Genomic DNA, 25,179 nt, shown 5'->3' with positions numbered 1-25,179 from the left:
GAAGCTTTATTTTGTGCGCTTTCATAATTTTATTTGCAGAATCAAGGAATGGGCGAACTTTTCCGAACTCAAGATAAGCCGCTGCCTGATAAATAACTTCTTTTGCCTCAACCGCCGTCACGCTGCCGGAAGAAAGAGCCTTGTCCAGCGCAACCTCAAATTCCTCTTTTCCCTGAACGCCGAGCAACGCCGCCAGAACAGCAAGATTTCTCTCCTTTTCTTCAACCTTGCCTTTTGCATACGCAGGCACTTCGCCGTCAGAAAAATTGCGGAAAGTCTGCATAAATTCCGCATCCGTCTTAAAAAGCGATGAATCCAGTTTTGATTTTTCGATTTTCATATTACCATTTCCTTCTGCTTTGCCAGCAGTTTCCGCGCCACAAAAAAATAAAGCACAAAACAAACCGATAAATGCCGTAATCAGTTTTTTCATAATTTCCTCCATATCAAAAAGAATATAATTCTGCGAAGTCGTTATGTCCAATATTTATTTCTCATTTCAAGATATGCAAAAAGTGAATACGTCTAATCAAGGTACGCTTACACTCAATACCTTGACTCAGCCGTTTTAGGGTTTTGATAAACCCTAAATAAAAACAAAATTCCGCAGGCAGAAAATGTGCTTTGCAAGACCGCGGAATTTTTCCGTTTGAAGAAATTGCTTTTGATCAATAAACGGAATTATTCCGATTGTCAAAAATACGCTAGTTTGGGGTGCGGAATTTTTCCGAAGCAAGAAAAAACATAAATTCAGCCCATGGAATTATTCCGTTTGCTGAAAATGCTTGCCGAAAGCCTGCAGAATTTTTCCGATTTAAGAAATTACTTGCGGTCAGTAAACGGAATTATCCCGTTCCAAGAAATTGCTCCAGTTCGGGGTGCGGAATTATTTCCATAGATGAAATTGAACAAAATCAAGCCGTTAAATTTTTCGAATAAGCAGAAAACACGTTGGGCAGAGCTTTAAAATTTTCGAATGGCTAAAAAGTTCGCCGGGCGGCACATAAAAGTTTTAGAACGAGCAGAAAATGACTTGGGGAACGCGTAAAATTTTCTGAATGGACAGAAATTGAGCTGAGCAGCTTATAAAAATATTTTAACAGTCTGAAAATGCACAGGGGAAGAAAATAATGCAATGGAAAAACACCAATGCCATTGCCCAACCTAAAAAATCACGAATAGCTGAGCGGAAACTTTTCGGGATGCTGAAGGGATTCCAATTCAATGTCAGCGTCAAGGGCGGGCCAATGCAAATTTCCTGCGAAATCGGTCTGAACGTCGGCAATGTCTTTTATGTCAGAGTTTTCAAAAACAGGATAATCTTTGTACGATACAAAATATTCATTTCCGTCAGATGCAATCAGCCAGATTCCAAACGGAGAAATATTCGTGACAACTGCTTTTTCAACTGAAATGCTTTTTCCAGAATTCATCGATTTCCTCCTTTCTGCTTTTTACGATTTCAAGAATTTTGTTCACTTCCTTTTCAGAAAGATTTATTACCTTTGCAACAGTAATTTCAGGCTCAAGCCAAACCTTCATCTCACCATCGGACGATGACACATGAATATGTCTGCGGCTTTCTTCCCTTGAAAAGAAATAAAATCTGTATTGACCTTGAACAAAAACTGTAGGCACGGCTTCACCTCGTAAAAAGTATACATTTCTTTTTTTAGGAAATCAATGTAAACATATAAAAACCGTCCATTGTTTCTGTACAGGGAATCGCAAATCTAAAAAAACTATGCTATAATCCAAGCGATGAAACTTTATCACGGAAGCAATATTGCAGTTCAGAATCCTCAGATTTTAGAATCAGACAGAAAACTGGATTTTGGAACAGGCTTTTATCTAACTTCAAATCTTGAGCAGGCTGAACGATGGGCAAAACTTACACAGGCACGACGTGAGAATGGAACTGCGACGGTTTCAGTTTTTGAAGCTGATGAAAAAATCTTGAACACGCTTAATGTTCTGCATTTTCAAAAAGCGGACAAGTCATGGCTGGAATTCGTAACACAGAACCGCAAAAATGTGGCACAACAAAATGACAGCTATGATGTTGTTATCGGTCCTGTCGCAAATGACAGAACAATGCCTGTAATCAGCCTGTACTTTTCGGGAATCTATGACGCGGACGAAACTGTAAAAAGGCTTCTTCCGCAAAAGCTGAACGACCAATACACATTCAAGACGGAAAAATCACTGACCGCACTGAACTTTATCGAGGCAAAAACCCATGACAAATGAGCTGCCTTTTATCCTTGATTTTTATGACAAGGAAGTTTCACTAAAAATAAGCCGGAAGTACGGATTTTCGCTCATGGATTCTTATAGAAAATTTCTGAATTCAAAAACATACAGGATGCTCTCCGACCCGAAACTTGAAATGTGGGATTTCAGCCCGGACGGAATTTTTGATATGTGGGAAAACGAGCAGGTTACAGGCACCCCTCAAAGCTCGCTTTATCTTAGAAGGGATTAGGAGCGCAGAATGACAAAAGAGATGGAATTTTTCTCATTCCTGCTTGAACAGTACGCATTTTTCAAAAAGACAACCGCTGACAAAATTCTGAACAAACTGGACGCTCTGAATCTTACGGAGCGCGTCTTTAATATGTACGAAATGTATCATTCAGAAGCAATTGAAAACGCATTCGCCGACATCGACAGTATGATTAAGGATGCAACCATAAAAAACTAAAACCTTGCGAAGCAGAAAAATGCGTTGTATAGTAAAAAAATGGAACTTAGAATCTTGCGGTATTTTTTGGCGGTTGCGAGGGAGGAAAATTTTACAAAGGCGGCGATGTCGCTCAACGTTAGCCAGCCTGCCCTTTCGCGCCAGATTGCGCAGCTTGAGGACGATCTTGGAAAGCCGCTTTTTGTTCGCTCAAGCCACTGCATTGTGCTTACGGACGCAGGGCTTCTTTTAAAGCGGCGGGCGGAGGAGATTCTCTCTCTTGAGGACAAAATCCGGCGGGAATTTTCCGAGGGCGGCAACGAGATTTCCGGCGAGCTTGCGTTCGGTTGCGGCGAAAATATGGGAATGAGGGAGCTTGCAGAAAAGCTTGCGGAGTTTAAAAGGCTGAATCCTAAAATCACTTACAGAATCTACAGCGCGATTGCCGACGACATAAAATTCCGCCTTGACCAGGGGATTCTGGACTTCGGGCTTATGAGCGAGCCGGTCGAGATTCTCCACTACGATTTTGTGCGCATAAAGACGGTTGAGCACTGGGGAATTCTTGTGCGGAGCGACAATCCTCTTGCCGCAAAAAGCTCCGTAATGCCGCAGGACTTGACCACGATTCCGCTTTACATTCCCTGGCGAACAACAATGCGAAGTGAAGTTTCAGCGTGGCTTTCAGACTGCGCCGAAAAAATCACGGTCGCCGGAACCTACAACCTGCCGGGAAACATAACGCATCTTGTAAAGCTTGAGAACGCAGCGGCAATCACCGTTGAAAAGCTCTACAATTACGACGGACTTACATTCGTTCCGTTTGAAAAGGCAAATCCTATGACTTCAGTCCTCGCCTGGAAAAAATCCGCAAACCTAAGCCCGAGCGCAAAAGCGTTTGTAGAGTTTTTTAAGGGATGAAGGGGAAAATTTCCATAAAGCGTACCGCAGAAAGAAATAGAACCGAAAGAAAATGCAAACCGCCTGGCTCAGACAAAAGCACGTGAACCAGGCAAAAGTGAAATACTAAATCACCGCCGGACAGAACAATTCAAGTTCCGTCTCCGGCAGTGATAGACTTCAAATCAGTTTCAGTTCCCTAGAATTCGTTTCCCGGGAAGCGCGGAATCAAGTCAGTTGACTTTTTGATTTCCTCGTCGGTCGGGATGTAGTCGCTCATCGTTCCGTTGTTGAACGCTTCGTAGGCTTTCATGTCGAAGTAGCCGGTTCCTGTAAGTCCGAAAAGGATTGTCTTTTCCTCGCCGGTTTCCTTGCATTTGAGGGCCTCGTCGATTGCGACCTTGATTGCGTGGCTTGATTCCGGAGCGGGCAAAGTTCCTTCCGAACGGCAGAAAAGCTCGGCCGCCTTGAAAACTTCCGTCTGCTCAACGCTTCTTGCTTCGATGTAGCCGTCGTGGTAAAGCTGGCTTACGATTGCGCTCATTCCATGGTAGCGAAGTCCTCCCGCGTGGTTTGCGCTTGGCATGAACTGCGAGCCGAGCGTGTACATTTTTTGCATTGGGCAAACCTCGCCTGTGTCGCAGAAGTCGTAGGCGAACACTCCGCGCGTAAGGCTTGGGCAGGATGCAGGCTCAACTGCGATGAACTGGTAGTCCTTTTCGCCGCGAAGCTTTTCTCCCATGAACGGGCTTATAAGTCCGCCCAAGTTCGAGCCGCCGCCCGCGCATCCGATGATTACGTCCGGCTTGATTCCGAACTTGTCCATGGCAGCCTTCGCTTCCATTCCGATTATCGACTGGTGGAGCAGAACCTGGCTTAAGACCGAACCCAGAACGTATCTGTAGCCGTCGTGCTTTGTGGCGTATTCAACCGCTTCCGAAATCGCGCAGCCCAAAGAGCCTGTGCAGCCCGGATATTCGGCGTTCAGCTTCTTTCCGATTTCAGTTTCCATGCTTGGGGAAGGAATCGCATGGCCTCCGTAAGTTCTGATTACTTCGCGGCGTTGAGGCTTCTGTTCATACGAGCAGCGCACCTGATAAACACGGCAGTCCAAGCCAAGATATGCGCATGCCATGGACATTGCAGTTCCCCACTGACCGGCACCTGTTTCCGTTGTAACGCCTTTGAGTCCCTGTTCCTTTGCGTAGAATGCCTGGGCGATTGCCGAGTTCAGCTTGTGGCTTCCGGAAGTGTTGTTTCCCTCAAACTTGTAGTAGATTTTTGCAGGCGTTCCAAGCTTCTTTTCTAGGCAGTAAGCTCTTGTGAGCGGAGAAGGTCGGTACATCTTGTAGAAGTCCAGAATTTCCTGTGGAATCGGAATGTAGCGGTCAGTTTCGTTCAATTCCTGCTTTACAAGTTCCTTGCAGAAAACGTGCTCCAGTTCTTCCGCCGTGCAAGGCTTGAGCGTTCCCGGATTCAAAAGCGGCGCGGGCTTGTTCTTCATGTCGGCGCGCATATTGTACCACTGCTGCGGCATCTCTTCTTCGTTCAAGTAGATTTTGTAAGGGATTTTCTTTGTTTCCATAAATGTTCCTCCTGTAAAAGACATTAATAAAGTTTGCAACGCAGCAGCTCTGCGCTTTATTTGTTTCTATGAATAGTAATATATATCTTTCTGATGATTCTGTCAATAGTAACAATAAAAAGAGATTAGCATTTGGATTTTATTTTGATAAGATTTTATTGTAAGAAAAGCATAGAAAAATACGTCTTTATTGCGGTTATCAGCTTTTTATAAACTTGGAAATAAATGTGTAGAAAATGTTAGAATTTTGTTTTAGACTTGTAATATAAAAATATGTTAGTTTGATGCATTTTTCGCACTTTCGTTGAAAGTAAAATCTTCAGCATATTTTTAAGCCATTCGTTGAATGGCTATTGTTGAACACTAGGAGGATTTTATGAAAAAGAAAATTAGATTTTTTCTTTTTACATGCTTATTTGCACTTTTTCTTACAAGTTGTGATGAAGTTTTATCTGTTGTAACAGTTGGTGATGATGGTGAAAAAATTGTAAACAATTATGTTTCTATGATTGGAGACACAGTTTATGATGAAAGCGTTTCCCTTAAATCGTGGGAAGAACTCGAACTTCTAAAAGAAGAAAATATTGATTTAGATGATTTGCTTTTTAAAATCGTGAATAAAAAAGACAAAATCATAGTTTTAGGCGATGAGGAAGCTGCCATTGAAATTACTTTCTTTGAAGGCGGATATAAGTTCAAACTTTTTGGCTCAATGGATTCCTTAAACGAAGCATTTAAAGATTTATAATGTTAGGAGGAAAAATGAAAAACTGTATAAAATTTTTAATTTCGGCTTTTGTTATTTCTGCAATTTTTACTTCATGCACAAAAAAGCCTCTTACTCTTGACGATTCAACTTCAATGAAAACGCTTCTTAAGGCAAGTGATAAAGAAATTACAGAACTTGTTATTCAGGAAGCATCTCAAAAAGCAGGTGTGAGTGCAGAAAAGATAAATGTTGAATACATTTATCGCGATAAAGAGAACCAAGCCGTAGTCGTAAAAAGCAAGATAGACGAAAAATAAAATCAGCGTAGCAATAAGGTGTTTGTTACTGCGCTAACTGTTTGCTTATTAGTGCAGTAAACACCTATTGATTAGTACGCTAATTGGATGCAAAAATTTATAGTTCAAACAAAACGGTAAAGCAAATTTTAGCTTATGCTCATTTTTGCTTAGAATTCATTAGACATCTCCACATTTCTTAGCAACATCGCGTCATTTATTGAACAATTTTACGCCGTGTGGTATTCTTAATGCTATGCAGAATTACATACGCGCACGGAGCGACGACCAAAAAGAAGAGAGGCTCAACCAGATAAAGGAGGCTGCGGACTCGCTTTTTGCGCAGATGCCGTACACCGAAATCACGCTCACGACAATTGCCGACAGGCTCACCTGGTCGCGCGCGAACCTTTACAAATACGTCACGACAAAAGAGGAGATTTTCCTTGAGATTTCCGCACAGAAGATGGCGACATATTTCAACGCTCTAAATTCGGCTTTTCCCGAAGGCAATAAGTTTTCCCCGGAAGTGACTGCGGAAGTCTGGGCCGGAATCCTGAACGCAAATCAGGACTACCTGCGCTACGTCTCCTACCTGAATCCGATTATCGAAACGAACGTTACGGTTGACCGTCTAGCCTCATTCAAGAAAAAATACTACGATTTTGCATACACATTCTGCGACAAGCTTTCCGCAATGCTCGCCATTTCCCCTAAAGATGCGTACAAGCTCCACCTTGATGTCCTGATGTTCGCCGCCACAACCGCCGTAAGCTGCTACAAAAATCCGCTGATAAAAGAGGCCCTCAAAAAAATCGGCATAACTCCGCCAAAAATGGACTTCTACGAGGATATGCGCGACTTCGTCCTGATGAGAATCAAGTGGAGCGTAAGGGAACAGACAGTCTGATGGAAAAAAAAGAACGCGCGGCGAACAACAGGACATTGACGCTTGAGCCACAGGAGATTGAAGGCTTGAGAAACCGCCTGCTTACTGAATCTAATATTTCTTTGGAAACGGACATTTTGGACCGGACGCTGAACGGCGACATTCTGAAAATGCTTGAATTCGTGCCGGACAGTTTCGCCGACCTGATTATCATAGATCCGCCTTATAATCTTTCAAAGAATTTCAACGGAATGAAGTTCGCATCGCGCTCTCAGGAAAGCTACGGCGAATATCTGGCGACTTGGTTTCCGCAAGTTTGCAAAAAACTGAAACCCAATGGCTCGCTTTATATGTGCGGCGACTGGAAATGCACTTCATCGCTCCAGCGTGCGCTTGAAAAGGAGCTTACGGTTCTGAACCGAATTACCTGGCAGCGCGAGAAAGGACGCGGCGCAAAATCCAACTGGAAAAACGGAATGGAGGACATCTGGTTCGCCGTGAAAAATCCGGACGAGTATTATTTTGATGTTGAGGCCGTAAAGCTGAAGCGTAAAGTCCTTGCGCCGTACAAGGCTGACGGAAAGCCGAAGGACTGGAATGAGGAGGAAAACGGAAATTTCCGCATCACATATCCTTCAAACTTTTGGGATGACATTTCCGTTCCGTTCTGGTCAATGCCCGAAAACACCGACCATCCGACGCAGAAGCCCGAAAAACTTTACGCAAAACTGATTCTGGCAAGCTCACGTCCCGGCGACATTGTTTTTGACCCTTTCTTGGGAAGCGGAACCGCAAGCGTTGTGGCGAAAAAACTCGGCCGGCGTTTCTGCGGAATCGAGCAGAACGAGGAATACTGCCTTTGGGCGGAAAAACGCCTTGCTCTTGCGGAAAACGACAAGTCGATTCAAGGCTACAGCGACGGCGTCTTCTGGGAACGAAATTCCGGACCGTGGCAGGGGAACTAAGATGCGCAACAGACATATTGTCATTGCCCGGATCGCTAAATGTCATCCTTCGGCTTGACCGGAGGATTTATGTTCACACACAAAAGATTGTCGGATTAAGTCCGACAATGACATCTTTTCAAACTAAACAATGACAAGTTTTCCCATTATTCCCCTTTCAGGTCATCGAACTTCTGCTTCATCGTGGGATTATTTCTTACAAGTTTCTTCACAGTCAAGTCTTCAAGTTTATTGTTCGCAAGACGGTAGTTGTTTTCGGAACTAAGCAAATCCTCTTTCATTTTCTGAAGGTTTGAAATCGCCTTGTCAATCTGTTCAACTGCGCTCATGAATTTGCGGCTTGCAAGGTCGTAGTTTCGGCTGAATCCGTCCTTGAATTTATTCAAGTCTTCTTCAAAGTGCGTGATGTCCATGTTCTGTTCCTGAATCCGCCTAAGCTCACGCTTGGACTCAAGAGTGTTCATGGCAGCGTTCCGCAGAAAGGTAATCACTGGAATAAAAAACTGCGGGCGAATCACGTACATCTTCGGGTACTTATACGAAACATCCACAATTCCAGTATTGTAGTAGTCGTTGTCGCTTTCAAGCATGGAAACCAAAACCGCATACTCGCAGCCTTTTTCGTTTCTGTCTTTGTCCAGCTCCTTCAAGAAATCCTCGTTCTTGTGCTTGGTCGCCGTTTCGTCAGCCTGATTTTTCATCTCGAACATAATTGAAATGAATTCCACACCGTCGCTGCTAGCTTCCCTAAAAATAAAGTCGCCCTTGCTGCCCGAAGCACGCGAAACCTTGTTGTCTTTTTCAAAATACGAATTCTGAAAACCAAGTGCGCGGTTCTTGTTGAACTCCGTAAGGCAGAACTGTTCCAAGTCCTCGCCAATTCTCTTGGTCGATTCTTTTGCCTTGAAATCCTTATAGAACGCAATTTCCTCGTCCTTTGCCTTTAGTTGCGCCGAAAACTGCTCTTTTATAGAAGAAACTTCGCTTTTAGACTTGTTTTCCATAACAGCAAGGTTGCTCTTAAGCTGAATTATTTCCTTTTCCTTGTCCTGAACTGCGGATTTCACTGCAATTTCAGAATCACGTTTGCCAAAATTAATCTTTTCATTTAAAAGCGCGATTTCCTGTTCCTTTGAAGCAAGCGCAATTTTCAGTTCCGACTGCGACTTTTCTTTTACCGCTCCAAGCTCTGCGGAAATCTTTGTAATCTGCTGATTTTTTTCCGCCAGAGCAGCCTGCAAGTCCGACTTTGACTTCTGTTTTTCCGCTTCGAATTCCGCCGCCAGTTTTGAAAGTTTTGCCTCCAAAGCCGCAATTTCCTTTTCCTTTTCGTTCTGCGCCTTTGAGACCGCAAGCTGAACCGCTGCTTCTTTTTCTTTGCTCAAGGATACCGCACGTTTTTCAAGCTCAATTTCAAACTGCTCGTTGCGCACATCGTTCGCAATAGAATCATAAACATTCTGCTCAAGCGCAATCAGCTGGCCGCAATTAGGACACTTTATATTCATTTTTCACCTCATTTCTTGCCATGCACATATAATATATACCATTTTTTGTAAAAACTGCGCATAAATCCTGATTTTTTTGTAAATAGCCCAAATGTCGAGTTTTATAATTTAATGTCATTATCGGGCTTGACCCGATAATCTATCAAATTCTTTCAGCAGATTGCCGCGTTAAGCGCGGCAATGACAGTGAATTCAAAACGGATAACAGCAAAGCAAAGCGGCATTGCCATTTATTTCCCTTTCAGCCTAAAAATGATTATCTTATCATTATGATTTACGGTTACATTCGCGTCAGCACGGACAGACAGACGGTGGAAAATCAAAGGTTCGAGATTCTGCGGTTCTGCAAAAAAAATTCGCTTGAGGTGGGAGCATGGATTGAGGAGACAATCAGCGGAACACTCACGCCGGACAAACGCGAGCTTGGCAGGCTTCTTTCGCACATCCGAAAGGACGACCTGATTATATGCAGCGAACTTTCGCGTCTGGGCAGAAGTCTTTTTATGATTATGTCGATTCTGAACATGATTATGGAAAAAGGCGCGCGGATCTGGACGATAAAGGACGGCTACCGCCTCGGAGACGACATCCAGTCCAAGGTGCTTGCGTTCGCATTCGGACTGAGCGCGGAAATCGAGCGCAACCTGATAAGCCAACGCACAAAGGAAGCCCTCGCGCTCAAAAGGGCGCAGAACGTGCATCTCGGCCGTCCCAAGGGAAGAAAAAACAACGAGCACCTTCTGGACGGCGCAGAATTTCAAATAAAGACAATGCACTGCTGGGGCATGAGCATAAACCGGATTGCGCATTTCGTTGGAGTTTCCCGCAACACAATAAGAAGATGCCTGAAAGCATGAGGCGGATTTTTTTTTATCATCCTGCACTTTATGAACCTGTCATTCCCCGATTTGACTTTTTCTGTCATTCCTGCACTTGCTGCGGGAATCCATGCATAAGATTGCCGTGTCATGGGCTCGATAATGAAATCCATAACAGTCTGTATACGCTGTACAGTTTTCCTGTGGCGACACTACAGTTTGACTGTAGTACCGATTTTGCATTATAGCTCTCGTAAGCACAGGCACAAATTTTTTTTGCGAAATTTACATTGAAGAGTTAAAAAGTAAAGCCACCCATTCGTTTGCAACACACTGGACGGCTTTATAACCAAAAAATGTGGAGACGACCGACAACCTCCACCTACCTCGCCTTTTCCATCCGTTCCACGAGTTCTTCTCCCCAGGCTTCTTTTAGCATTTGCATTGCATCGGGAACAAGTTCCGAGACGGCGAGGGTTTTGATTTGGGTGATGTTGCTTTTTACGTAGTTTTCGGCGGTGCGGCCGATTGCGTAGAGCTGCTCATCGGTGAGCGGAGGCTTGCTGTTTTGTGTCTGCTCGTCGATGTAAAGGAAGATGTTTGTGAAGACGCTGGCTGCCGAGCAGATTTGGCGGCACTGTTCAAGTGTGGTGATTTTTCTTGCGGACGACATTCCGGAATTTCGGCGGTAACCGTAGACAATCTGACTTGTTGCAAAGAAACTCTGCGCCGTCTGCGTGATGAAGAACCAGATTAAGAAATCCTCCGCCATGTTGCAGTAGGTGTAGGGAATTTTTTCCATTGCGCGGCGAAACACGTCTGCTCTTATGAGTTTTGCCCACAGGAACGACGTGTATTTTTTTTGAATCAGCCAGACGGAAAAAAGCTCGCTTCCGGGAATGAATCCGTCGTAGAGCGGAAACCTTCGGCTGTCCTTTTCTTGCGGAAAAATGTCGAAGCCGCCTGCCACAATGTCCGTGCCGTGCTGTTCCTGCAGCATCCACAGGGCGGAAATTGCGCCGCTCTTAAGCACATCGTCGCTGTCCAGCATCAGGATGAAAGTTCCGTGCGCGGCGTTAATCAGCGTGCGCCTGCATTCCACAAGTCCGCGGTTTTCGGAATGTTCAATATAGGACACCTTGAGGCAGCCTGATTTTTTGTGCCTTTTGTGCGCCTGTTTTACGATTTGGCGGCAAGTGCGTCCGCTTGAGTCTGAACCGGGGCTTGAGTCGTTTACAACCACAACTTCAAAGCCCGCGAAGTCCTGCGCAAAGACGGACTCAAGGCAGTCGTCAAGATACTGTTCCGAATTCCACACGGGAATGCACACGCTGACCAACGGCTTCATTGTTTACTCGAAAGAAATATTATAACCGCTAGCAACAGCAAGTCCTTCAAAGTCATTATACGTACTTTTATATCCGCCGTAGCTGAACGACTTTCCGTGAACCGCCGTAACGCTCTTGATTTTTCCGTTCAAGTCTATTGTAACGGCACGAGCAAGATTATAAAAACTATGCATATCATCACTAGCCCGTGCAATGCCGTTTTCCGCAATCACAAGCTCGTCCGGCTTTATGGCAACAATTTTCTGCGGATTGTTAAATTCAAGGTTGGAATTTATATCCTTTTTAGACCAGTACGAAGGATTATTATTTTCACCATCATAAATTATCCAGCCCACACAAGAAGTACTAGTTTTCTCTTTCAGTTTACTTGAATAACCTACAACGCCGTCTGTTCCAAACGTTGTGTCCACAGAAAGATTATCGGAATAATTTATGCGAAGCACTCCGCCGCCAGATGAATAATTTCCTGCATTACTAGACATTTTACTCTCAAAGCAACTCGCAAAAAGCGCGTAAAGTTTTCCGCCAAGCACGGTCATGTCGGTAATCTTATACTGAATCGGGTCTTTTTTCAACGGCTCGGTATTGAAAAGAGTTTCCCCGCCAAGATGAAATGAACTACATTCGCTTTCTTTAACGGAACTTACTTCTGAACCTTTTTCAAACATTGCAGAAAAATCTCGGCTGAACTTATAAGCATACATCTCCATCTCATAACCCTTATTAAATGTTATAAAAATAGAACTGTCTTTTTTGCTTCCGGCAAGTGCTGTAATATTAGCTATAGGTTGAATATCTGCATCAATCAAAATTGTAAAAGACTTTCCGCTTGCAGTGTCTTTAAGAAAAACTTTTTGATGATTTGTATCACTAAAACCGTAAAGCGCGAAAAGGCATTTTCCCTCGCTGTCGTAGCTCACAAAGGCACCTGTCGCATTGGCAACCGCTTCTTTTACCAGCGTTTTTGTTCCGTCGGCAGAGTAAGACCAGAGCGCATAGTTGCTGCCGTCAACATAATAAATAACCGTGTCATCCTCGCCCCAGACGCCCGCAGTGCAGAACGCCACAGCATTCTCCGCAAACGGTGCGCCAAGAGTGTCCCCGGCAGCAATCGACCTCTTAAGCTCAAGCTTGGCAGGAAGCGGCTTTCCAAACGTGTCGTCCGCATAGTTCCACTTCTGGCTGTAGAAGAGGAAGGAGTTGTTTGCCGAACCACTTTCGCCATCAGAACTTCCTCCAGACGAACCATCACTACAACCTATACCCCCCCCCGATAAACAATCCAATAACAAGGAGCATAGACAACTTCAATGCAAGTTTTTCAACTTTCATAACAGTCCCCAAATGCCGCATTTAGCAGACATTTTTAAATAGAATTTTTCAGGTTAAAAAATTTCACCTGACTATTATTCATTATATAACAAATATTCAAAATAACCATGTTCCACAGAATTTTTTTGCTAAAATTTGCAAGTTTCCTCTATTTATTTTATAGTTAGGCTATGGATGAAATTGAAAAAAACAGGATTGAACGAGCATTATCGCTTACACGGCAGACACTTCCACTTGTAGAAGCGGCGGAAAAAAAATTCAAAAGCGCGCGTAACTGGGGCTTTATTGATATGTTCGGTGGAGGAACTTTCGTTGACCTTATAAAGCATTACAAACTGAATACGGCGGCAGACATAATGAACCAGATAAATTTTCTTTTGCAGCAGCTTCAGGCGGAGCTTAGGCAGGTTGTAATTCCTGTGGATTTTAGAATGAACACAATGACATTTGCAACATTTGCAGATTTTCTTTTCGACGGAATCCTTGCAGACACCTACATGCAGTCCAAGATAATGAAAAGCCTGAACCAAGTGCGGGAGCTAAAGAACCGTCTTGTTTTGCTGGAAAAAAATCTTTCCGCGCTAAAACAAAGAGGATAAAAAATTATTGCGCAGTTGTTTCTTCTTCTGAATTCTTATCAGGGTTTAACTTTGGATTCAAGACCCAGCTGCGCACAGTGTCTCTGGAAAGTCCGTACATCTTTGCAAGCCTTTTGTAGCCGCAAGTTCCCATCTCGTACTTTCCAACAACTTCAAGTTTAAACTCTGTAGAAAATTTCTGCTTTCCCATGCTTTTGCCTGTCTGCATTCTAGTTTAAAATCGTTTTTTAATAAAGACATATTAAAAAAACTAAAGCCATACTTTAAACTTTTCCGCAAAAAAATTTTAAACAAGACTACCCCCCCCCAGTCAATATTGTCAAGGGATTTGTTTGTATAGAACTGCCTCTATACATAAAATTCAGCCGCATTTTTTCTTTCCGCAACAAATATCCTTCAACACAAAACTACAACCATCTGAATATGCTATAAGAAAAAGCGCGTCAATTCACCAAGTTGAGCGTAAAAGGAATCGGACCAGCCAACATTGCTCAAAACGGCTCGGTTGCCGCTTTCTTTTTCTTACCGCATATTCAGGAATAATGCAAATTATAAGCAGGTTCTTAGGGCGCAGCCCTAAGCGTTGCAAGGAAAGGAGGGTGGCATGGAGGGAGGAAAAACTACGCTTACGAATTAGTTGGTTTTCCTCCCTCCATAACTAAAGAATAGACAGAACAGGCTGTTTTTTATATAATATGCTGAAATTTCTAAGGCACTATAGCTGCCTAATTTCATTTCAAGAGGGCAAAATGGCATACTTTTACGAAGAACCGTCTCACACATTCGGTGAGTATCTGTTAATTCCCGGCTACACATCCGCAGAATGCATTCCAGAAAATGTTTCATTGAAAACACCAGTTGTAAGATTCAACAAAAAATCAGGCGAAAAACCTTCGCTTTCAATGAACATTCCTTTGGTAAGCGCGGTCATGCAGTCGGTTTCTGATGACAAAATGGCAATTGCCCTTGCAAAAGAAGGCGGAATCAGTTTTATATTTGGCTCACAGACAATCGAAAATCAGGCGGCAATGGTTGCGCGCGTAAAATCATACAAAGCCGGCTTTGTAACTTCCGACTCAAATATCCGCCCGGATCAGACTCTTGAAGAAGTTGTATCTTTAATAGAACAAACTGGACACAGCACAATTGCCGTAACAGACGATGGAACTGCCCACGGCAAGCTTGAAGGAATTATTACAGAGCGCGACTTTAGAATTGACCATGTTCCTGCAAATTCAAAAGTAAGCGAATACATGACGCCTTTTGCAAAACTTGTTACCGGCAAAGACGGAATCACTTTGAGCGCGGCAAACGACTTAATCTGGGCGCACAAAGTAAATCAGCTTCCTATAATCGATGACAAAAATCATCTTGTTTCAATTGTATTCAGAAAAGACTTTGACAACCACGAAAGCCATCCAAACGAGCTTATGGACAGCGACCACAGATACATTGTTGGTGCAGGAATCAACACACGCGACTACATGGAAAGAGTTCCGGCACTTTTAAAGGCTGGCGTTGATATTTTGTGCCTTGATTCAAGCGAAGGATATTCTGAATGGCAGGCAAGAGCCCTTCACGACATCCACGAAAAATTCGGAAAAGATGTAAAAGTTGGGGCTGGAAACGTTGTTGACCGCGAAGGCTTTATGTTCCTTGCAGAAAACGGCGCGGACTTTGTAAAAATTGGAATTGGCGGCGGCTCAATCTGCATTACACGCGAGCAAAAAGGAATCGGACGCGGACAGGCAACAGCTACAATCGAAGTTGCAAAAGCGCGCGATGAATACTACGCAAAAACAGGAATCTATGTTCCAATCTGCTCGGACGGCGGAATCGTTCACGACTACCACATAACACTTGCTCTTGCAATGGGCGCGGACTTTGTAATGCTCGGACGCTACTTTGCAAGATTCGATGAGTCTCCTACAAACAAGCTTATAATCAACGGAAACTACGTAAAGGAATATTGGGGCGAAGGAAGCAACAGGGCGCGCAACTGGCAGCGTTACGATCTTGGCGGAAAAAAGGGAATGGCGTTTGAAGAAGGAGTAGACTCTTACGTTCCTTATGCCGGACGCTTGCACGACAATGTTTCGCTTTCAATGAGCAAAGTAATTCACACAATGTGCAACTGCGGCGCACTTTCAATTCCAGAACTTCAGCAGAAAGCAAAACTTACACTTGTTTCATCTACAACAATCAGCGAAGGAAGCGCGCACGATGTTACAGTACGCAACACTTCTATTCACAGCTGAAACTAAATTAAAAATTCTAGGCGGAAAGCCTTGGAGGAATTATAAATGAATGTTGTTATCATTGGCGCTCAGTGGGGCGATGAAGGAAAAGGCAAAATTGTAGACTACCTTGCAAAGGACGCAAAATATGTTGTCCGTTATTCAGGAGGTCCGAACGCAGGACATACAATTGTTGTAGATGGAAAACAATTTGCGCTTCATCAAGTTCCAAGCGGAATCCTTTATTCAGACAAAAAGGTTTTTCTTGGAGCAGGAATGGTTATCGACCCGGAAGCCTTGTTTGAAGAGCTTAAAATGATAAAAGACAACGGCGTGGACTGGGAAGGCAGAGTATTTATTTCCGACCGCGCGCACCTTATTCTTCCAAGATACCGCCAGATGGATAAAGACAGAGACGCTTCCCGCAAACGCCCGATTGGAACAACCGGCCGTGGAATCGGAATCGCCTACAGTGAAAAAGCTCACCGCGACGGACTTCGGCTTGCAGACTTGGACTGGACAGAAAAACTTGCTGACCTTGAAAAAGAAGACCTTGAATATCTTGATAAATACAAAGAGCAGCTTTTGCAGATGCGTGTAGACCTTACACAAAAAATGTGGGAATTCCGCAAGGAAAACATTCTCTTTGAAGGCGCACAGGGAGCAATGCTCGACATTGATTCTGGAACATATCCTTATGTAAGCTCTGGAGCTTCTTGTGCGGCTGGAGCTGCAACAGGCTGCGGAATCGGTCCTCATAACCTTGACCATATTCTTGGAGTTTTCAAAGCTTATGAAACACGAGTCGGAAACGGTCCTATGCCAACAGAGTTCAATGCCACAAGCGAAGGCGAGCTTTGCCAGTATGTGCGCGACACAGGCCGTGAATACGGAGTTACAACAGGAAGAGCCAGAAGATGTGGCTATCTTGATTTGGTTGCATTGCGCTATGCCTGCCGTGTAAACAGCTTGGACAGTCTTGTTCTTACGCACCTTGATATTTACGATGCAATGGATCAGATTGAAGCTTGCGTTGGCTATGAAATAAACGGAAAAATTGTAACAGACTTTCCTGCAAACATTGACCAGCTTAACAGCGCAAAGCCAATTCTTCAGAAATTTTCCGGCTGGAAAACTTCGCTCAAAGAATGCAGAAGCTACAAGAAAATGCCAAAGAACGCGCGCGCTTATGTAGAATTCATTGAAGCCTTCACCGGCACACCAGTAAGCATTATTTCCGTAGGCTACGAGCGTGACGAAACATTCATCCGCAAAAACCCTTGGAAAAAATAAATCTACAGTGCTGTTAAAAGACAAAGCCCGTGCAAAAAATTGCACGGGCTTTGTCTTTCATCAAACCTTTCACACTGCCTTTTTATACATCCAGACTTTTGACTTCCATCTAAAAATCATCAGAGTTCCGCGGAAAAGTTCATCGCACGCCATTGCAATTATAACGCCAATAAATCCCCAGCCAAACACAATCGCAAAAACATAAGAAAGCAAAGTTGAAATCATCCAGTTTGAAAAGATTCCGGCTCCAACAGGAAAATGAATATCACCAGAAGCCATAAGGCACGGAATTGTAATAACATTTATAGAACGTCCAAGTTCCAGAAAAAATGTTACAGGCATTACAGAAAGTATTATAGAAGTAATCGCAGTGTCTGTAGTAAAAAGCGCAATCATCTGGCGGCGGAAAATAAAAATTACAGTCGCAATAAAAAGGCTCACTGCGCTTCCAGAGATTTGATAGCAAAAAACATTTTTGTATGCAGTCTGCTGAAGTCCCGCGCCGCAATAGTGTCCTGTTTTAATTTGAGAAGCCGTTCCTATGGAAATTGCAATCATATAGATAAAGCGCAAGATTGTCATAAGATAAGTGAACGCGGCAATTGCTTCTGTTCCAAATGTTGTAATTATAATCATTATAACAAGCTGCGACAAATTCCAGGAAACACTTTCGCCTGCGGTTGGAACACCAATTCTAAGAATCTGCCTCCATTCGCTTTTTACAATCTTAAACGGATTTTTTACTGAATACCTGGAATCTTTTAAGCAAGCGATTCGGATAGAAAGAATTACACTTCCTGCGAACTGGCTTGCGACTGTGGAAATTGCAACGCCTTTTACGCCCAGAACCGGCAATCCAAACCAGCCGTACAAAGCAAGCGCATTGCCCACAATATTTAAAGAGTTTGCTATTGCATTTACAACCATTGCATCTTTTGTGTGTCCGTAGCTTCGTAAAATAGAAGATTGAACTATAGAGATTCCACTGAAAACAGAAAATGCCGAATAAATAAAAGCATACTGGCTTGCAAACAATCGCACTTCATCGTCAATGTTGTATTTTTTTAGAATCTGCGGAATTAAAAACGCAAACACAAGTCCAAAAAACAAGCCGAATACAATCACCATCTGCAGTGCCGTCCGGGAAATCTTCTTGGCTTTTTCAACCTGCCCTGCTCCCAAAAAGTTTGTAAGGGAAATAGTCGCTCCATTTGGAATCACTTGCAGCAAAACAAGAAGAAACCAAGTGTACTGGGTTATAAGACCTACCGCCGCAACAGCCTTGTCTGAATAGCCAGACAGCATAAAAACATCAATGCTGGAAAATGCAAGAAAAAGAAGATTTTCAATTACAAGCGGATAAGCGATTTTTCTAAGCGGAGTATCGTTTACTTTGTCAATAAGTTTTTCTTGAGCCATAAAACACCTCGGAGTTCAAACTTATACAGCAAAGATTTTTTTTAGTCAATAGATTTTATTTCATCGAGAATCTTTACAACATCCTGTGCGCCGTCTACAAGGATTCCTCCCATGCCAAGCTCAAGAGGAAGCGCAATGTCTATGTCAAATCTGTCTCCCACAGAAACGCACTCGCTGAATTCACTGGAAGTTTTTTTTGCGGCAAGCTCAAGCATTTCCTTCGCGGGCTTAGACTTCATGCAAGTATCAAGTCCAATCACATCGGGAATAAGCTCAGAAATTCCCACGGCTTTCAAAGTTCTTCTTGCGGCTTTTACAGGATTATTTGTAACGCAAATCAAGTTAAAGGATTTTTTCAATTCCCCAAGAAATTCTTTTAGCTTTAAGTTCGGCAAAAGATATTTTTCCGGCTGCAAAAGCTCGTTGCGCCATTTTATGCTAGTTTCAATATCCACACCAAACGCAGGAAAAGTGTTCCCCAAGCTGATTTTTTTTCCGCCGTGCTCTGCGCTCCACTTTTTTCTGTAGCTTTCAATCATGTTTCTAGCGGAATCTTCGGAAATGCCGTTTATGTGCGCATAGTGCCTAATCTGAACATCAACCTGCTCCGCAACAAATTCCGGGCTTGTATAAAGAGTTCCGTCAATGTCAAAAATAAAAGTTTTTATTTTCTTTGGAATTGAATAAAGCTTCACGTGCGTCCAAGCCCTTAATAGTTTTGCGGATAAAAAGTTTCCGCCTTGGAAAACAAAGATTCAGATGCCGAAGTCAAAGTAGGAAAAACTTTCAACGCTGTAAATGCAAACGCGGCATCTCCCAAAAGTTCTGCGTCAGGACAAGAAGGAACTGAAATTTTCATTCCAGTTATATCGGCTTTCATCTGATTCCAAAGCGCGCTTTTTGCTTGCCCTCCAGCAACACGCATTTCATCAGGGAATGCAATTCCTTTTTTTGCAGCGGCATCTTTTAAAATTCCAAGTGCATCCTTTAAATTCAACGCGGTCTGAATCATAAGATATTTGCCTTGATCTAAAGAAGCATTTGTTCCGTCGCTGCCGATTATTTCCTGAACAAGAACAGAATATTCAATCTGCCTTCCAAGCTCACGTTCAATCTTAAGCTTAAAAGAATCAAACTTTGAACCTGAATCAGGAAGCAAAACAGAAGCGTTCCAAAGTTCCGGCACAACAGAAGGAAGCGTGCGGATTTTTTCAGCTTCAAGCGGAACAGAAGTACAAAAATTAATGCCTTCGCTAGAGCCAGCTCTGTCGCACAAAATGCCAGGCTTTACAGTCGCCGTGCCAACAAGCGCAGAAATAAAATCAGGAGCACCGCAAAAAACAGGAAGTCCTTCTTTTATTCCAAATTCTTCCGCGCCCAAAAATGAAGAGGCTTTTCTTGAAAGTCCTGCAAGTTTATGCGAAGGCTCTGCAAAAGACGGAAGCTTATTTATTTCGTCATTTGAAAATCCGCTTTCCAAAAGAAACTGCTTGTTCCAATACGCGGACTCAAATCTTTTTTCAGGGAGAATTGTGCAAGGCTCTCCGGTAAGAAGCCACAAAAAATATTCAGGGCCGCTAAAAACCAGTTCACTCTTTTTCCATACATCAGGGAACTTGTCTTTAAACGCAAGCAAGCGCGGAACAAAAAGGGAACTGGATTTTAACTGAACAACTTTTTCGTTCCATAAAAAAGTTTCGCCGGACTGTGCAACAAGAGTAGGACCGTTCCCACTTACACATATTCCGCTTGGACGTATTTCTGGCGACTTGGAAAACAAATCCTGCAAAGCATTCTGAAAGGCAGGAAGCCATTCTTTTGAAGCGTGTTCGGTATTACAAAGCAAAAATGGACGGCGGCTGAATGAGCAGACTTTTCCTTTTTCAGAAACAAAGGCAGCCTTTAAAGAAGATGTTCCAATATCAACGGCAAGAACAGTTTGTTCCATAAAAAACAATTTTCCAAAAACAATAACGGCATACCGCTTTTGTAGAATAATTCATCAAAAAGAAATATGCCGTTTTAAAATATTACTCAGCTTTTTCAGCAGGTGTTGAAACTTTTATAAGCTTGTCTATGATTGTGCGGTTGTCAAGCAAATCGCTTAAAGACTGGTCGTGATGAAGCCTTGTAATTACATTTGCAAAAAGACCAGAAACATTTGTGCTGATATACCATTCACGCTTTAAAAGCTCTTCATGGTAAACCGCATTAGTTCCAATTATTCTATAGAACAAACCTTTGCTGTAGGCTTCGTCAAACTGCTCAATCGCATTTCCTGTAAAGAACGGAAGGCTGATTGCGGCAATAACTTTTGTCGCGCCCTGCTCATGCAAAAATCCCATTGCTTTGAGCAAAGTTCCGCCTGTGCCAAGCATATCGTCTGCAAGGAATGCAACTTTTCCTTTTACATCGCCCAAAAGCTTTATGCTCTTGATGTTTGTATTTTTTGCATCCTGAGTAACGATTGAATAATCGCGCTCCTTGTAAATCATGGCAAGAGGCTTTTTTAGTCCAGTCGCATAGAATTTATTGCGGTCAATTGCTCCAGTGTCCGGGCTTACAACAACAAGATCTTCCTTTGTAAGATCAACTACACGTGCAAGCTCGCGGATAATCTGGTATGAAGCATGAAGATTTTCACAATGAGTGTGGGCAAACGCATTTACAATTTCGCGTGAATGAAGGTCAAGGGTAATAATGCGCTTAACTTCCATCATTTCGTAAATGTGTCCCAAAAGAGCTGCGGTAAGACCTTCACGGCTCTTCTTTTTATGCTGGCGGCTGTAAGGATAAGCAGGCAAAACCAAAGTAATCTGGCGCGCTCCAGCCTGACGAACTGCATCAATAGTAACAAGAAGGCTCATAACGTGGTCGTTTACGCTCAGGCTAAGAACATTTTTTCCGTCGTTAAGAGCAAGCTTTTCGTGGTTTTCAACATCCTGAAAAATATAAACATCTTTTCCGCGGATGCAATCCAAAAGTTCTGTCTTGAATTCTCCGTTTGCAAAATATGTGAACCTTGCATTTACCTTAAAAAACGGCGCACGGTATTTGTCTGTTGCACCGCGGATGCACAGGTCGCTAGTTTCAATATCATTCTTCAAGTTAATCTGCTGAACGATATTTTCCTTTTCAAGTCCGTAGCGTTTTGAAATAACATCGCTCTTCAAAGAAAAACGGTGCTTGTACATATGGCGCAAATGTGTGATGACTTCGTTGGCGAAAGACTCTCCGCCCGGACAGGCTACAACAGCAAGATCAGTTGGCTCAGAATACGGCATTATTCTTACCCCTTATTTAAATTTTTTGAAAGCAGAAGATTTAAGTAGAACTTTTACGCATATAATACCGTTTTATAGAACATAGGTCAATTAAGATGAATTTTGTAACCAAGATTGACTGCCTGTCAGCGCGGGAATGACATGGGACAAACTGTCATTCCCGTGCGTTGACACGGCAATCTCTTACGTGAATACAGATTGTCCGGTTGACATAGGCAATGTCAGTCGGTTCAAGATGTTTTTTCCGCTGAAAGTTGATTTCCCAAAAAAAGAAATGTATACTTTTGCAAGGAGGCTTTGTATGACAACAGCGATTCTTGAAAAGAAAGTAAGGTCGCTTCCGGAAAATCTTGTTACGGAAGTTTCAGACTACATTGATTTTCTTCTATATAAAAATTCCCATGCAAAAAATATAAACGGACTTGATGAGGCAATAGCCGAATTCAGCCGAGGAGAATACGACACATACAAAACCTTTGAGGAGCTTGAAAAGGCGGTGGATGCTGATGCGTGAGCTCCGTGTCGTAAAAATCTCTTGAAGTTCCTTGCTTTCTAGAGTATCTTAGAACACAGAAATTTTCCTTTTTAAATCCTTGAGCAAAACAGAAACTGTAAAACATTCCGCTGAATTTGCGAGGAACAGAAAATGGCAGAAAACACAGACTACCTGACAACGCAAATTATAACTTACATCGGAAACAAACGGATTCTGATTGGAAATATCCGAAGCGAAATTGAACAGATAAAATCAAAGCTCAAAAAACAAAAGCTTGTCTGCGCGGATTTATTTTCAGGCTCGGGAATTGTTGCGCGGATGCTCAAGCAGTATTCTTCAACGGTAATTGTGAACGACTTGGAAGACTATTCTTCAATCCTGAACAGCTGCTACCTTTTTAACAAGAAAGACTTTGACAGCGAAAAATATTTCAGCTACAGAAAATCGATTGAAAAAGAATTCTTTGAACAGAAAATCCCCGGAATAATCTGCGCAAACTACGCGCCAAAAAACACAGAAGACATTCAGGCAGGCGAGCGGGCTTTTTACACAAGGGAAAACGCGGAACGAATCGACTCTTACCGCACGCTAATAGACAAACTTGTTGACTGCGAAGAATACAAGAAATTTTTTATTGCGCCGCTTTTAACAGAAGCTTCTGTACACGTAAACACTTCTGGAATTTTCAAGGGATTCTACAAAAACAAAAACACAGGGCTTGGCTGCTTTGGCGGAACAGGAAAAAACGCGCTTTCAAGAATCATGGGACAAGTGGAGCTTCCAGTTCCGGTGTTCAGCAACTTCAAGTCAAAAACTGAAATCTACAAAGAAGACACCGTTGAACTTTCTTCCAAGCTTAAAAAAATTGACATCGCATATTTAGATCCGCCGTACAACCAGCATCCTTACGGCTCAAATTATTTTATGCTGAACATAATCGCGCAAAACAAAATACCGGACGCCAAGCTCAGCAAAGTTTCAGGAATTCCTGCGAATTGGAACCGCTCAATGTTCAACAAAAAGCACAGCGCATTGGATTCCATGGAAAAAATAATCAGCGCGCTTGATGCAAAATTTATAATTGTTTCTTATAATTCAGAGGGATTTATTAAATTCGGCGAAATGAAATCCATGCTTGAAAAATACGGAAAACTCAAAACCGTTGAAATCTCATACAATACATTCAGAGGCTCGCGAAACCTCAACGCAAGAAACATTCACGTTTCCGAATATCTTTTTGTTTTGGAGAAGTCGTAAAATGAGCGCAGGAAAAAATTCAATTGACATGCTCAACGGTCCGCTTCTTGGAAAGATTCTGGTGTTCTCTCTTCCGTTTGCGGCAAGCAGCATTCTTCAGCAAGTTTTTAATTCCGCGGATGTGGCAGTCGTGGGAAGATTTTCTGGAAGCACATCTTTGGCGGCGGTAGGAAACAATGCTCCGATAATCAACTTAATTATAAATATTTTTGTGGGAATGTCGATCGGCGCAAATGTTCTGATTGCAACTTTAATCGGCCAGAAAAGAAAAGACGAAATCAAGTCAGCAGTGCACACAGTAATTTCTGTGGCAATTATAAGCGGAATCTTTCTTGCATTCATAGGTCCGATTCTTTCAAAGCCAATTCTTGAAGCAATAGGAACGCCAGATGAAGTTCTTGTTCTTGCAGCTCTTTACCTGCGCATTTACTTTCTTGGAATGCCGGCAATCATGGTGTACAACTTTGGCTCGGCAGTTCTAAGAAGCAAGGGAGACTCAAACCGCCCTTTGTACAGTTTGATTGCGGCTGGAATTCTCAACGTTATCCTGAACCTTGTGTTTGTAATCGTATTCAGAATGGGAGTTGCGGGAGTTGCAATTTCAACTGTAATTTCAAATTACGTAAGCGCGGCAATGATAATTTTCTTTCTGCTGAATGAAGAAGAGGAACTCAGACTGGATTTAAGGAAACTTCATATAAACAAAAGCCAGCTTGCAAAAATAGCGCGCATAGGAGTTCCGGCAGGATTACAGGGAATGGTTTTCTGCTTTTCAAACATCTGCATTCAAGGCGGAATAAATTCATTCGGAAGCAATGCGATGGCAGGCTCGGCGGCGGCGCTCAACTTTGAATACTTTTCATACTTTGTTGTAAGCGCGTTCACTCAGGCAGCCACAACATTCACAAGCCAAAATTACGGCGCAAAGAAATTCAGCAGATGCAAAAAAATATACAGGCTTTCAATGATGTGCAGCGTAATTATTTCCGGGGCAATGTGCTTTGTCTTTGTGTTCTTTAGAAGAGCAGTGATTAGAGTTTACACCGTGGATGAAGCAGTTATTACATTTGCCCTCATAAGACTAGTCCATGTGGAATCCCTTGAATTTCTTACAAGCAGCTACGAAATTACAGCAGGCGCTTTGCGCGGAATGGGATACTCAATGCTCCCGGCAGTTCTTACACTGGCAGGCTCATGCCTTTTGAGACTTGTGTGGCTTGCAACCGTATTCAAAAAATATACTTCATTTGAAACAATAATGAACGTCTACCCAATCAGCTGGGTAATAACCGGAACAGCAGTAATAACTTCGTATCTGATTATCAGAAAGAAAAAATTCAGCACAGAACAATGAGAATTTTATCTGTCATTCCTGTGCTTGACATAGGAGTCTTTTTTATACAGTGCAGGAGATTACCAATCGAGTTTCTTTCAGAAACATCGCAGGATCAAGTCCGATAATGACAAGTTTTCAAGCACGGCAATGATTGAGCCTGAATGATAATAAAGCAATTTCAGTCTATAAAAAATCCCTGACCGCAGCCAGGGAATCAATAGCAA

The 25,179-nt window shown here is 42.8% G+C and carries 27 protein-coding genes; 15 read left to right on the top strand and 12 right to left on the bottom strand.

Annotated features, from left to right (window positions below; all coding sequences use genetic code 11):
* The 3 genes from B3209_RS08260 to B3209_RS08250 form a co-directional block, all read right to left on the bottom strand.
* Nucleotides 1-433 (bottom strand): carboxymuconolactone decarboxylase family protein (locus tag B3209_RS08260; protein ID WP_296690421.1); only part of this gene is annotated, 433 nt, incomplete at its 3' end.
* A gap of 739 nt (nucleotides 434-1,172) precedes the next feature.
* Complete coding sequence (locus B3209_RS08255; protein WP_296031133.1) at nucleotides 1,173-1,433, bottom strand: DUF2442 domain-containing protein; 261 nt, start codon at nucleotides 1,431-1,433, stop codon at nucleotides 1,173-1,175.
* Entirely contained in the window at nucleotides 1,405-1,638 is a 234-nt protein-coding gene (locus B3209_RS08250) for a DUF4160 domain-containing protein (RefSeq protein WP_296690419.1), read from the bottom strand. The genes B3209_RS08255 and B3209_RS08250 overlap by 29 nt, the downstream gene beginning before the upstream one ends.
* A 123-nt stretch (nucleotides 1,639-1,761) precedes the next feature.
* Here B3209_RS08250 and B3209_RS08245 point away from each other — a divergent pair, with 123 nt between their 5' ends.
* The 4 genes from B3209_RS08245 to B3209_RS08230 are packed head-to-tail and all read left to right on the top strand — an operon-like array spanning nucleotide 1,762 to nucleotide 3,604.
* A complete protein-coding gene (locus B3209_RS08245) occupies nucleotides 1,762-2,250 on the top strand; it encodes a DUF3990 domain-containing protein (protein WP_296690417.1) in 489 nt (162 codons plus the stop codon).
* The gene (locus tag B3209_RS08240; RefSeq protein WP_296690415.1) at nucleotides 2,240-2,485 is read left to right on the top strand and encodes a hypothetical protein; all 246 of its coding nucleotides are present in this window, start codon (nucleotides 2,240-2,242) and stop codon (nucleotides 2,483-2,485) included. The genes B3209_RS08245 and B3209_RS08240 overlap by 11 nt, the downstream gene beginning before the upstream one ends.
* A gap of 9 nt (nucleotides 2,486-2,494) precedes the next feature.
* Nucleotides 2,495-2,704: a DUF3791 domain-containing protein gene (locus B3209_RS08235; protein WP_296690413.1), complete on the top strand. Its 210-nt coding sequence runs from the start codon at nucleotides 2,495-2,497 to the stop codon at nucleotides 2,702-2,704.
* Nucleotides 2,705-2,743: 39 nt separating this feature from the next.
* Nucleotides 2,744-3,604 carry a LysR family transcriptional regulator gene (locus B3209_RS08230; protein WP_296690411.1) on the top strand — a complete coding sequence of 287 codons (861 nt, stop codon included), beginning with the start codon at nucleotides 2,744-2,746 and terminating at the stop codon, nucleotides 3,602-3,604.
* A gap of 178 nt (nucleotides 3,605-3,782) precedes the next feature.
* On the opposite strand, the gene B3209_RS08225 is transcribed toward B3209_RS08230, so the two are convergent.
* A complete protein-coding gene (locus B3209_RS08225; RefSeq protein WP_296690409.1) occupies nucleotides 3,783-5,168 on the bottom strand; it encodes a TrpB-like pyridoxal phosphate-dependent enzyme in 1,386 nt (461 codons plus the stop codon).
* Between the two features lie 376 nt (nucleotides 5,169-5,544).
* Between B3209_RS08225 and B3209_RS08220 the strand changes: the two genes are divergently transcribed.
* The 4 genes from B3209_RS08220 to B3209_RS08205 all read left to right on the top strand — a co-directional run bounded on the left by B3209_RS08220 (nucleotide 5,545) and on the right by B3209_RS08205 (nucleotide 8,027).
* Entirely contained in the window at nucleotides 5,545-5,916 is a 372-nt protein-coding gene (locus B3209_RS08220; protein WP_296690407.1) for a hypothetical protein, read from the top strand.
* A gap of 14 nt (nucleotides 5,917-5,930) precedes the next feature.
* Complete coding sequence (locus B3209_RS08215) at nucleotides 5,931-6,194, top strand: hypothetical protein (protein ID WP_296690404.1); 264 nt, start codon at nucleotides 5,931-5,933, stop codon at nucleotides 6,192-6,194.
* Nucleotides 6,195-6,429: 235 nt separating this feature from the next.
* A complete protein-coding gene (locus B3209_RS08210) occupies nucleotides 6,430-7,083 on the top strand; it encodes a TetR family transcriptional regulator (RefSeq protein ID WP_296690402.1) in 654 nt (217 codons plus the stop codon).
* Nucleotides 7,083-8,027 carry a DNA-methyltransferase gene (locus tag B3209_RS08205; protein ID WP_296690401.1) on the top strand — a complete coding sequence of 315 codons (945 nt, stop codon included), beginning with the start codon at nucleotides 7,083-7,085 and terminating at the stop codon, nucleotides 8,025-8,027. The genes B3209_RS08210 and B3209_RS08205 overlap by 1 nt, the downstream gene beginning before the upstream one ends.
* A gap of 146 nt (nucleotides 8,028-8,173) precedes the next feature.
* Here the strand turns inward: B3209_RS08205 and B3209_RS08200 are convergent, their stop codons facing one another.
* A complete protein-coding gene (locus B3209_RS08200; protein WP_296690399.1) occupies nucleotides 8,174-9,535 on the bottom strand; it encodes a DUF2130 domain-containing protein in 1,362 nt (453 codons plus the stop codon).
* A 269-nt stretch (nucleotides 9,536-9,804) separates the two neighbouring features.
* On the opposite strand from B3209_RS08200, the gene B3209_RS08195 reads away from it, so the two are divergent.
* The gene (locus B3209_RS08195; protein ID WP_296690397.1) at nucleotides 9,805-10,392 is read left to right on the top strand and encodes a master DNA invertase Mpi family serine-type recombinase; all 588 of its coding nucleotides are present in this window, start codon (nucleotides 9,805-9,807) and stop codon (nucleotides 10,390-10,392) included.
* A gap of 343 nt (nucleotides 10,393-10,735) precedes the next feature.
* Here B3209_RS08195 and B3209_RS08190 read toward each other — a convergent pair whose 3' ends face one another.
* Complete coding sequence (locus tag B3209_RS08190; protein ID WP_296690395.1) at nucleotides 10,736-11,701, bottom strand: glycosyltransferase family 2 protein; 966 nt, start codon at nucleotides 11,699-11,701, stop codon at nucleotides 10,736-10,738.
* A 3-nt stretch (nucleotides 11,702-11,704) separates the two neighbouring features.
* The gene (locus B3209_RS08185) at nucleotides 11,705-12,988 is read right to left on the bottom strand and encodes a hypothetical protein (RefSeq protein ID WP_296690392.1); all 1,284 of its coding nucleotides are present in this window, start codon (nucleotides 12,986-12,988) and stop codon (nucleotides 11,705-11,707) included.
* Between the two features lie 216 nt (nucleotides 12,989-13,204).
* Between B3209_RS08185 and B3209_RS08180 the strand changes: the two genes are divergently transcribed.
* Nucleotides 13,205-13,633 (top strand): hypothetical protein, encoded by a 429-nt coding sequence (locus tag B3209_RS08180; protein WP_295800684.1) that lies wholly within the window; start codon nucleotides 13,205-13,207, stop codon nucleotides 13,631-13,633.
* 4 nt (nucleotides 13,634-13,637) lie between these two features.
* Here B3209_RS08180 and B3209_RS08175 read toward each other — a convergent pair whose 3' ends face one another.
* On the bottom strand, nucleotides 13,638-13,841 hold the full coding sequence (locus tag B3209_RS08175; RefSeq protein ID WP_296690389.1) for a helix-turn-helix domain-containing protein: 204 nt from the start codon (nucleotides 13,839-13,841) through the stop codon (nucleotides 13,638-13,640).
* 541 nt (nucleotides 13,842-14,382) lie between these two features.
* Between B3209_RS08175 and B3209_RS08170 the strand changes: the two genes are divergently transcribed.
* Nucleotides 14,383-15,891 carry an IMP dehydrogenase gene (locus B3209_RS08170; protein ID WP_295800227.1) on the top strand — a complete coding sequence of 503 codons (1,509 nt, stop codon included), beginning with the start codon at nucleotides 14,383-14,385 and terminating at the stop codon, nucleotides 15,889-15,891.
* A 45-nt stretch (nucleotides 15,892-15,936) separates the two neighbouring features.
* Nucleotides 15,937-17,163 (top strand): adenylosuccinate synthase, encoded by a 1,227-nt coding sequence (purA, locus tag B3209_RS08165; protein WP_288985209.1) that lies wholly within the window; start codon nucleotides 15,937-15,939, stop codon nucleotides 17,161-17,163.
* A gap of 69 nt (nucleotides 17,164-17,232) precedes the next feature.
* Here the strand turns inward: purA and B3209_RS08160 are convergent, their stop codons facing one another.
* The 4 genes from B3209_RS08160 to prs all read right to left on the bottom strand — a co-directional run bounded on the left by B3209_RS08160 (nucleotide 17,233) and on the right by prs (nucleotide 21,866).
* Entirely contained in the window at nucleotides 17,233-18,582 is a 1,350-nt protein-coding gene (locus B3209_RS08160; RefSeq protein ID WP_296662445.1) for an MATE family efflux transporter, read from the bottom strand.
* A gap of 41 nt (nucleotides 18,583-18,623) precedes the next feature.
* On the bottom strand, nucleotides 18,624-19,277 hold the full coding sequence (locus tag B3209_RS08155; protein WP_296662444.1) for an HAD family hydrolase: 654 nt from the start codon (nucleotides 19,275-19,277) through the stop codon (nucleotides 18,624-18,626).
* A 14-nt stretch (nucleotides 19,278-19,291) separates the two neighbouring features.
* Complete coding sequence (locus B3209_RS08150; protein ID WP_296662442.1) at nucleotides 19,292-20,530, bottom strand: xylulokinase; 1,239 nt, start codon at nucleotides 20,528-20,530, stop codon at nucleotides 19,292-19,294.
* 82 nt (nucleotides 20,531-20,612) lie between these two features.
* Nucleotides 20,613-21,866 carry a ribose-phosphate diphosphokinase gene (prs, locus tag B3209_RS08145; protein ID WP_296091406.1) on the bottom strand — a complete coding sequence of 418 codons (1,254 nt, stop codon included), beginning with the start codon at nucleotides 21,864-21,866 and terminating at the stop codon, nucleotides 20,613-20,615.
* Between the two features lie 301 nt (nucleotides 21,867-22,167).
* Here prs and B3209_RS08140 point away from each other — a divergent pair, with 301 nt between their 5' ends.
* The 3 genes from B3209_RS08140 to B3209_RS08130 all read left to right on the top strand — a co-directional run bounded on the left by B3209_RS08140 (nucleotide 22,168) and on the right by B3209_RS08130 (nucleotide 24,973).
* A complete protein-coding gene (locus B3209_RS08140; RefSeq protein ID WP_296662440.1) occupies nucleotides 22,168-22,380 on the top strand; it encodes a DUF2281 domain-containing protein in 213 nt (70 codons plus the stop codon).
* Between the two features lie 132 nt (nucleotides 22,381-22,512).
* Nucleotides 22,513-23,619 carry a DNA adenine methylase gene (locus B3209_RS08135; protein WP_296662439.1) on the top strand — a complete coding sequence of 369 codons (1,107 nt, stop codon included), beginning with the start codon at nucleotides 22,513-22,515 and terminating at the stop codon, nucleotides 23,617-23,619.
* Between the two features lies 1 nt (nucleotide 23,620).
* Nucleotides 23,621-24,973 carry an MATE family efflux transporter gene (locus tag B3209_RS08130; protein WP_296662437.1) on the top strand — a complete coding sequence of 451 codons (1,353 nt, stop codon included), beginning with the start codon at nucleotides 23,621-23,623 and terminating at the stop codon, nucleotides 24,971-24,973.
* The last annotated feature ends 206 nt before the right edge of the window (nucleotides 24,974-25,179 follow it).

Source organism: Treponema sp. UBA6852, from assembly GCA_002449305.1.
GTDB lineage: Bacteria > Spirochaetota > Spirochaetia > Treponematales > Treponemataceae > Treponema_D.
Note: the sequence above shows the minus strand (reverse complement) of the source record. Positions and strands in the feature narration are given on the sequence as shown.

Excerpts from the sequence above, each read along its gene's own strand:
- B3209_RS08255 (WP_296031133.1), bottom strand. The coding sequence starts at position 1,433 with ATGAATTCTGGAAAAAGCATTTCAGTTGAAAAAGCAGTTGTCACGAAT.
- B3209_RS08245 (WP_296690417.1), top strand. The coding sequence starts at position 1,762 with ATGAAACTTTATCACGGAAGCAATATTGCAGTTCAGAATCCTCAGATT.
- B3209_RS08240 (WP_296690415.1), top strand. The coding sequence starts at position 2,240 with ATGACAAATGAGCTGCCTTTTATCCTTGATTTTTATGACAAGGAAGTT.
- B3209_RS08235 (WP_296690413.1), top strand. The coding sequence starts at position 2,495 with ATGACAAAAGAGATGGAATTTTTCTCATTCCTGCTTGAACAGTACGCA.
- B3209_RS08230 (WP_296690411.1), top strand. The coding sequence starts at position 2,744 with ATGGAACTTAGAATCTTGCGGTATTTTTTGGCGGTTGCGAGGGAGGAA.
- B3209_RS08225 (WP_296690409.1), bottom strand. The coding sequence starts at position 5,168 with ATGGAAACAAAGAAAATCCCTTACAAAATCTACTTGAACGAAGAAGAG.
- B3209_RS08220 (WP_296690407.1), top strand. The coding sequence starts at position 5,545 with ATGAAAAAGAAAATTAGATTTTTTCTTTTTACATGCTTATTTGCACTT.
- B3209_RS08215 (WP_296690404.1), top strand. The coding sequence starts at position 5,931 with ATGAAAAACTGTATAAAATTTTTAATTTCGGCTTTTGTTATTTCTGCA.
- B3209_RS08210 (WP_296690402.1), top strand. The coding sequence starts at position 6,430 with ATGCAGAATTACATACGCGCACGGAGCGACGACCAAAAAGAAGAGAGG.
- B3209_RS08205 (WP_296690401.1), top strand. The coding sequence starts at position 7,083 with ATGGAAAAAAAAGAACGCGCGGCGAACAACAGGACATTGACGCTTGAG.
- B3209_RS08200 (WP_296690399.1), bottom strand. The coding sequence starts at position 9,535 with ATGAATATAAAGTGTCCTAATTGCGGCCAGCTGATTGCGCTTGAGCAG.
- B3209_RS08195 (WP_296690397.1), top strand. The coding sequence starts at position 9,805 with ATGATTTACGGTTACATTCGCGTCAGCACGGACAGACAGACGGTGGAA.
- B3209_RS08190 (WP_296690395.1), bottom strand. The coding sequence starts at position 11,701 with ATGAAGCCGTTGGTCAGCGTGTGCATTCCCGTGTGGAATTCGGAACAG.
- B3209_RS08180 (WP_295800684.1), top strand. The coding sequence starts at position 13,205 with ATGGATGAAATTGAAAAAAACAGGATTGAACGAGCATTATCGCTTACA.
- B3209_RS08175 (WP_296690389.1), bottom strand. The coding sequence starts at position 13,841 with ATGCAGACAGGCAAAAGCATGGGAAAGCAGAAATTTTCTACAGAGTTT.
- B3209_RS08170 (WP_295800227.1), top strand. The coding sequence starts at position 14,383 with ATGGCATACTTTTACGAAGAACCGTCTCACACATTCGGTGAGTATCTG.
- purA (WP_288985209.1), top strand. The coding sequence starts at position 15,937 with ATGAATGTTGTTATCATTGGCGCTCAGTGGGGCGATGAAGGAAAAGGC.
- B3209_RS08160 (WP_296662445.1), bottom strand. The coding sequence starts at position 18,582 with ATGGCTCAAGAAAAACTTATTGACAAAGTAAACGATACTCCGCTTAGA.
- B3209_RS08150 (WP_296662442.1), bottom strand. The coding sequence starts at position 20,530 with ATGGAACAAACTGTTCTTGCCGTTGATATTGGAACATCTTCTTTAAAG.
- prs (WP_296091406.1), bottom strand. The coding sequence starts at position 21,866 with ATGCCGTATTCTGAGCCAACTGATCTTGCTGTTGTAGCCTGTCCGGGC.
- B3209_RS08140 (WP_296662440.1), top strand. The coding sequence starts at position 22,168 with ATGACAACAGCGATTCTTGAAAAGAAAGTAAGGTCGCTTCCGGAAAAT.
- B3209_RS08135 (WP_296662439.1), top strand. The coding sequence starts at position 22,513 with ATGGCAGAAAACACAGACTACCTGACAACGCAAATTATAACTTACATC.
- B3209_RS08130 (WP_296662437.1), top strand. The coding sequence starts at position 23,621 with ATGAGCGCAGGAAAAAATTCAATTGACATGCTCAACGGTCCGCTTCTT.